The sequence below is a fragment of the Petrotoga sp. DB-2 genome, assembly GCF_054051725.1.
The window spans coordinates 77,452-84,118 of the sequence record NZ_JBSVZD010000006.1 but is presented as its reverse complement, the minus strand read 5'-3'; the positions used below and the strand labels follow the sequence as shown (position 1 = coordinate 84,118).

6 protein-coding genes are annotated in these 6,667 nt (G+C 31.7%); 1 reads left to right on the top strand and 5 read right to left on the bottom strand.

Features of this window, described 5'->3' with window-relative positions; all coding sequences use genetic code 11:
* Nucleotides 1–35: 35 nt before the first annotated feature.
* The 3 genes from ACW9JY_RS03940 to ACW9JY_RS03930 are packed head-to-tail and all read right to left on the bottom strand — an operon-like array spanning nt 36 to nt 1,504.
* Nucleotides 36–170 carry a hypothetical protein gene (locus ACW9JY_RS03940; RefSeq protein ID WP_457283468.1) on the bottom strand — a complete coding sequence of 45 codons (135 nt, stop codon included), beginning with the start codon at nt 168–170 and terminating at the stop codon, nt 36–38.
* Entirely contained in the window at nt 151–519 is a 369-nt protein-coding gene (locus tag ACW9JY_RS03935) for a GntR family transcriptional regulator (protein ID WP_103076172.1), read from the bottom strand. The genes ACW9JY_RS03940 and ACW9JY_RS03935 overlap by 20 nt, the downstream gene beginning before the upstream one ends.
* A 13-nt stretch (nt 520–532) precedes the next feature.
* Entirely contained in the window at nt 533–1,504 is a 972-nt protein-coding gene (locus ACW9JY_RS03930) for a hypothetical protein (RefSeq protein ID WP_457283467.1), read from the bottom strand.
* Nucleotides 1,505–1,995: 491 nt separating this feature from the next.
* Between ACW9JY_RS03930 and ACW9JY_RS03925 the strand changes: the two genes are divergently transcribed.
* Nucleotides 1,996–3,714, top strand: coding sequence for a hypothetical protein (locus tag ACW9JY_RS03925; protein WP_457283466.1), 1,719 nt, complete (start codon nt 1,996–1,998; stop codon nt 3,712–3,714).
* 35 nt (nt 3,715–3,749) lie between these two features.
* Here the strand turns inward: ACW9JY_RS03925 and ACW9JY_RS03920 are convergent, their stop codons facing one another.
* Together ACW9JY_RS03920 and ACW9JY_RS03915 are read right to left on the bottom strand one after the other, a co-directional pair.
* Complete coding sequence (locus ACW9JY_RS03920) at nt 3,750–4,631, bottom strand: hypothetical protein (protein ID WP_457283465.1); 882 nt, start codon at nt 4,629–4,631, stop codon at nt 3,750–3,752.
* A gap of 233 nt (nt 4,632–4,864) precedes the next feature.
* Nucleotides 4,865–6,613, bottom strand: a complete 1,749-nt coding sequence (locus ACW9JY_RS03915) for an ATP-binding cassette domain-containing protein (protein WP_457283464.1) — start codon at nt 6,611–6,613, stop codon at nt 4,865–4,867.
* Nucleotides 6,614–6,667 lie beyond the last annotated feature (54 nt).

The following is a 6,667-nucleotide window of genomic DNA, read 5'->3' as shown; positions in this document are numbered from 1 at the left end:
TTTCTTACATGATACCAGATTATTTAATCATTTGTTCATATTTCATTTTTTCTACCCACACTTTTTGGAAGAGAACCTAAAAAAATCAAAGAGAATATAAATATTCTTCCACTTTTTTCAGTAAACTCTTTTTGAAAATAAACTTCCAACTTATTCAGAAAATTGACCATCTTTCCAAACCTCCTCCAAAATTAATTTTATAGTTTCTAAGTCTATGTCTTCCTTTTTTAATTTTTCTACACAATTTCTAATCTCATCAACAATGCCTTTTTTTAAATCAATATTCTTTGAAACAAAAAAACCTATTCCATGTTGGGCTTCTATGTATCCTGATGTTTCTAACTTGTCTAAAGCTTTTAAAATCGTGTTTATGTTGACTTTGAAAACTGTACTCAACTCCCTAACAGGTGGTAATTGATCACCTTCTTTTAGATTTCCCATAATTATTTCCTTTTTTATTTGGTTCATTATTTGTAAATAAGATGGTATCCCACTGTGTTTATCTACTTCATACAGCATATTTACAACCCTTTCAATATTTTTTTCTTCTGATCTTAATTCTGCCTTGGGTATCGAGCTTTAACCTTCCTTCATTATCCGAAGGTTCTAGAAGTTCTAGATCACCATAAGCCCCTTTAATTGATAAATACCTCGTACCTACCCATTTATCCAGGTATTTTATGGTACCTGTCAACGCTGCGCCGTTAATATAAATATGTTCTGCGTTAATTACTGAGAGATCAATTTCCATACCAGCACCGTTTAACGTTAACTCTTCGGCATCTACCAAGCCATCCCAACTAATCCCTGATGCATTAATTTCAGCTTGGTCTACGTGTATATTACCACCTAAACTTAAACCTGCAGAATTTATCGAAAGATTACTCGCTTCAAGTGTTACATTGAAATCAAGCCCAGTGGTATTTAAATCAAAATTTTCTACTTCTAAATTCCCCAATACATTCAAACCTGTTGAGTTTATTCTTATGTTCTTGTAGGGTACTTTTGAGCCAATTACTATGATATATTTTTGATCTTGAACGTCTGATGTTAAAGTTAAAGTATCTTCATTTCTCATACAATTAATTTGACTAGGAATGTAGATCTGGTCAGACGTTTCATCAAAAATTATTTCATAATTTATTCCATTAATTTGTAGGTTTTCAGCCCTTTCTATGTAGATATCAGGTTGGATTTCTTCAGTATTAGAATTGTAGCTATAACCGTTTTGGTTATATAATTCTTCCCAGTTGAAAATATTATTCCATAAATTATCCCAATCTATATGCGAGTCTATAAAATAAGAAAATATACTTGCTGGAATCACAAATAAAACCATCGCTAAAATAACAAACAAGATTTTAAAACTTTTCAGGTTAAGAGCCAGAAAAACAATCGCAACTATCGAAAAAATGATTTTGAAAAAGAAGGAAGGTATAAAAAGAGCCGAAATACCGAAAACAGCTGCAAAGACAAGCTTTAACAAATAATTGTACCTGGACATTTACAATCACCCCCAATGTTTTGTTGTTATATTTAACTATAACACATATTGTATAAAAAGTCAACTTTTTTGTTTAATTTTATAATTCAACACTGATCAACAAAACAACAACAAACTTCTTCATCCTTCCTCATCCCCTTAGATTATTCTTTTGATTTAAAACTAATGTCTCACAAATAATCCAATCCCTCACTTTAATCATACGCTTTCCCATATGGTTTTCAAGTGTTTTTTAAGTGGGTTCAAATATTTATTAATAAAGTATTACAAAGATCGGTCAAAAAAACTTATGTTAAAATTATTTACTGTGTTTTTTATCGGATACAATGCATTTGTCTTTCTTTTAATTATTATAAGAGAGTTATGATATAATGAACTTTAGAATAAAATATAGAAGCTTCAAGAGTTGTTAACATTCGGAAGAAAGGATTTTTGAAGTAAATTTTATTTTATATTTTGTTTCTATTGAGTAAAGAAAAGAGGGTTAAGAAATGAACATTAAACTATTGGTTGAAATTGTGAACAAAGGACAGTTCATAAGACCAATTTTGAATTATGTTGTTCATTACTTAGAAAGTGATAGATCAGATAAAAATAAAAGCATCGTCAATTACATAAACTTTTTGAAATTAAAATGGGATGTTAAATACGATGAAGCCCTTGAGATAATAGATGAAGAGTTACAGGAGTTGAAAAAAGGTGGTTTGTACTACCTTTTTTTGGATCAAAAAATTTATATATTGAATAGAATTAAACAAAAAGAGAGCGTTAAAAAAGTATTCGACGAACTAAAGGATAATTTTGATAATATACCTGTTTATGTCAGAGACCTTGTTGTAGAAACTCTAAAAAATATACATGAATTGTATTATGAACCCGATGAAAATATGGAAAAGATAAGATATTGGAGTGAAAGTTATGAAAATGCTCCCACCGCCAAAGGTTTCATATTGCTATCAAAAGCAAGAGGGAAAAAGAACAAAGAAAGATACGAAGAAGCAGTTGCTTTAAACGTTGAAGCATTTAAGGTTTTAAAAACTATTCCACATCCTTCTGGTATGGTGCAAGCTTTAAACAATTCATCTTGGTGGTTGAAAGATATTAACAAAGAAAAGGCTTTAGCTTTTATTTTTCCATTAGGATTCTACCTTGGTTACTATTTTGAAGATAATAACTTTAAAGTTTTCAATTCACTTGATACTATGTTTCAAGTACAGAAGAATAATAACGATCCTTTGGTTTATGAGACCGCCTTTATCTTTTCGAAATGTTTATCTCAACTAAACAAAGCAGAAGGTGAATCGATAAAGAATACTTTTAAAGATATCATTAACCAATTAAAGTACTTTGTATTCAATTTGGATAACAACCAACACAGAAGTACACCAAAACTGAGAGCTTTCATAAGGAAAGAGATAGGAAAAGAAAAGATACCCATTGATTCAATGAACATTCCTGAAAGAACGTTGAAAGAGTTTTTATCTGCAAAGACACAGTACATTCAACCAAATACCTTGAGAAACATAATAGATGCTCTTGAGTTTGAAATCACCACATCCACACCTATATGTATAATCAAAGAATTGAAAAAGAAGGATATAGATAAAAAGTTTGAGATAAACCTTGAAAAGTTTAAAAACCTTCTAAAAGAAAGACAAATATCAGAACTCTTTACATCTTACCTCGTTCATTACTACAAAGAAGAGATTGATCTAAAAAAGATAATTAAAGAGATACAAGACGACAGTTTAATTGAAGAAAGATGTGATTACTACACGAAAGAGTTAATAAACTCTATCTTTGAAAGAAATCCAAAGATAGATTTTAATTCTTTACTAACAACCGTTCAAGAACCAAAAATCTACACAAACAAAAATATAACCTTCAACGAACATCCTTTTTATTTGGGAAGGAAAGAAGTTGTAAAAAGGTTTATGAAAGATTTGAATAAAAAGAATTTAAAAGAGTTCATAGAGAATTACATTGGCCTTGATACAACTCAACAAAAGACAGTAGAAAAGTTCATAATGAATTACGGTAGGTACTACGATTTAAAGGATATACCCAAAGAATTCACACCGAAAGTACCAAAAGAGATTGATCCATTCGTGAAAAAATATACGTTGAAGAGAAAACCTTCTGCTATTTCTTTTTATGTGTTTGAAGGGGAGGAAAGAGGAGAGTTTGTGGAAATTATCAGCAATTTTTAATTGAAAAACGCCCTTTTCGGGCGCCTTTTTAGAATTTATTTAAGTAGTAACTCTTTTAGGTCTTCTATAGTTATTTCTAACAAGTTATCTCCTATATAATCTATCGTCTTCTCATCTGCTTTTCTTATTTTATCTTTTAACTCTTCGGTTAATTGGTTACCAAATCTTTTGCTTAATATTCTAATTGCAAATTCTCTTTCGCCTTTTCTTTCCCCTTTTTCCATGCCTTCTTGAAATAATGAGGCTCCTATTTTTGTCATTCGTATCACCTCTTTCAGTTTGTTTAGGTACTCTTCCCTTACATAATTGTCTGAGAACCCTAATAATGATCCTATTACCGCTTCTTTTTTGTTTTCATCTGGTATCTCAATCGCTAACTCTAACGCCTCTTTTGTCACTTCTTCTTCGCTTTTTTCGTTTCTCATCAAGGGTAAGAATACTAAATCCATTAAGTCTTTATCCGTTAGTGATTCTCCTTTTTCTATCTTTCCTTTTATTTCTTTGTACCTTTTTATTCCATCGTACTTTATCATGAATACTTGTAAAACTTTATATTTATTTGATCCCATGTCCAATTCATTTTCTGCACTTTCATATTTCCCTGAGTATATTACCACCGTGTTTATCTTTCTTCTTTCTTTTTGGTATAACGCTATGTCGTATTGTGCAAATCTTAGTAAGTCTGCTTTCTTCCACGTGGTTTGAAATTCTAAGTGTAATAGTGAGTTGTCTTCTAGTTCGAATACAAAATCCATGTTTCTGTCTGATACGTTTATTACCGGTAGTTCTGTTGGTTTTACTGAGATTATCTTTGGTAAGTTTAATTCATAATATTCGAGGGTTTCATCTTTGAATAGTTCCGACATCTTTTTGAAGATAATGTCTTGACTGTTGCGGGTTATGTTGGTACCTTTCATCAGATCCCCCTTTTGGTTACACGATAGTTTGTTGGACTGTTTATATTATACCATATGTTTTTGAAAATCTATAAAAGGAATTCGATCATATTATACTTCTACGAAAAAGATTGGTTAGCTCAGAGACATAAATACATTGCAACCAATTCCTTATTTAAATGACTATTATTTATCATCTAGTACGCAAGTTTCTAATTTTTCTATCTTTACTTTTTGAAAGAGATCCAAAAAATTTATTCCCTCTTCTTTCGTCCGATCTCGTTAGCACTTGATAGATAGCTTTCAATTATTCCTTTGAAAGTATCATCTCCGGCCATAAGCTCACTAAAGCTACCTGTCGCTGCAACCGTTCCATTTTTTAACACAAATACCCTATTTGCAAGACTAATAACATTTGGTTTATGGGAAATAATAATCCCAGAACGTGTGGATAAATAACCTTCAAGTTTTTCAAGTAAAATACTTTCGTTTATGGTATCTAGATTAGTAAGTGGTTCGTCAACTACTACTACATCTTTTTCAGCGTAAAATAACCTTGCAAGTTGTATTCGTTGTTTTTCACCGCCAGAAACAAAACTACCTCCTTCTCCTAAAAGTCTTCCTTTTAAATGATCCAATTTAAGATCATCGATTACTTTTTTCAAGCGTTCCTCGTCTAACTTTCTTCCCATAACGATATTGTTTTCAAACGTGTCATTGAAAATCCCAACAGTTTGAGAGTAATATCCAACATATTTGAACACTGCCAGGGGGTAGGTCCCTTTTAATTCATTACCTAAGAGTTTTACTTCTCCTTCATAGTTTTGCTCTAATCCAAGTAGTATATTGAGTAAAGTGGATTTTCCTTCTCCTGATAAACCTACAATAGCAATTGTTTCCCCATGCTGAACGTTTAAGGAAATTTTTTTTAGAAACGGTTTATCAAATTCAAAACCAAAACTGACATCTTTCAGACTATATACAGGGGCCTTTGGAACCGGGATTATTTCATACTTTTTGTAATTCTTTTGTGCATGTTCTGCTTCGTCGAAATAATTAAGGATGGTATCAAGATTTGCAGAAACACGTACTGCAATTCGGGCCAATTCCCGAAATAGGTATAAAGGTTCCGTCACAAAGGAAAAATATGTCCACAATGCCCATATTGTTCCAACGGTCATACGTCCATTAATTACTAAAAAACTCCCATATACCAAGATTATTAGACGAGAAAAATAATCTGGCAGATCAACCATCAATTTATCAAACCTTGATCTTGGTATTTCTGCTTCCAGTGCTGAGTCCGTAATCTTTTGGTATATTCTTTCATATTCATTTTCACGTTTTGATTTTGCTTCTCCTGCAAAAATTTCATGGAGATTTTCGAAAGTTTCAACTATGAAATTCGTTGCTTGTCTCATTAATTCATACCCTCGGGAGTAAGGGCGATGGCTTACTCGATCAATAATATTTGTGTATATACCTACAATCGCCACATTCACCACAAACAAGAAGAAAAAGAATTTACTCCAAGCGAAAACCATTACCAAAATTAGTACCATACGTATAAGCACAAAAATGTTGCGAATAAAACCATAATCAAGAACGACAAAAGCTTCGTTAAGTTGATTATTAATCAAAGAAGCATAGTATGCCGAACCTTGTTGCTTAAGTTTTTTCCAAGGGAAAAAGAAAGAGAGTTTGAAAATACGATTTGATAGATTCGCGGCAGCTTTGAATTTTTCACGTAAATAAATTTGGTCGCAAATGTAGGTTAAGATAAACGAGGCAGTGTATAAGATCGCTAAAAGATAAATGGAGTTCCATTCCATGTGCATATTTATTGTTAACCCGTCTATGATGTTTCTTACCAGCAATGGAATGAAAAAACCGAATACAACTGATGATGTTGCAAGGAAGCCACCAATCAATATGGGTATAAGCCTTCGTTTCCCAATCAAAGAATAAAAAGATAATATCTTACGCAAGTTTGTTAAATTCATTTCTCCTCCTCTATAAGTGGAAATCATGTTTAAAAGAAAAGAGAGGACGCTACT

Bases quoted from the DNA above. Each gene is read 5' to 3' on its own strand.
- ACW9JY_RS03940 (WP_457283468.1), bottom strand. From the start codon at position 170: ATGGTCAATTTTCTGAATAAGTTGGAAGTTTATTTTCAAAAAGAGTTT.
- ACW9JY_RS03935 (WP_103076172.1), bottom strand. From the start codon at position 519: ATGCTGTATGAAGTAGATAAACACAGTGGGATACCATCTTATTTACAA.
- ACW9JY_RS03930 (WP_457283467.1), bottom strand. From the start codon at position 1,504: ATGTCCAGGTACAATTATTTGTTAAAGCTTGTCTTTGCAGCTGTTTTC.
- ACW9JY_RS03925 (WP_457283466.1), top strand. From the start codon at position 1,996: ATGAACATTAAACTATTGGTTGAAATTGTGAACAAAGGACAGTTCATA.
- ACW9JY_RS03920 (WP_457283465.1), bottom strand. From the start codon at position 4,631: ATGAAAGGTACCAACATAACCCGCAACAGTCAAGACATTATCTTCAAA.
- ACW9JY_RS03915 (WP_457283464.1), bottom strand. From the start codon at position 6,613: ATGAATTTAACAAACTTGCGTAAGATATTATCTTTTTATTCTTTGATT.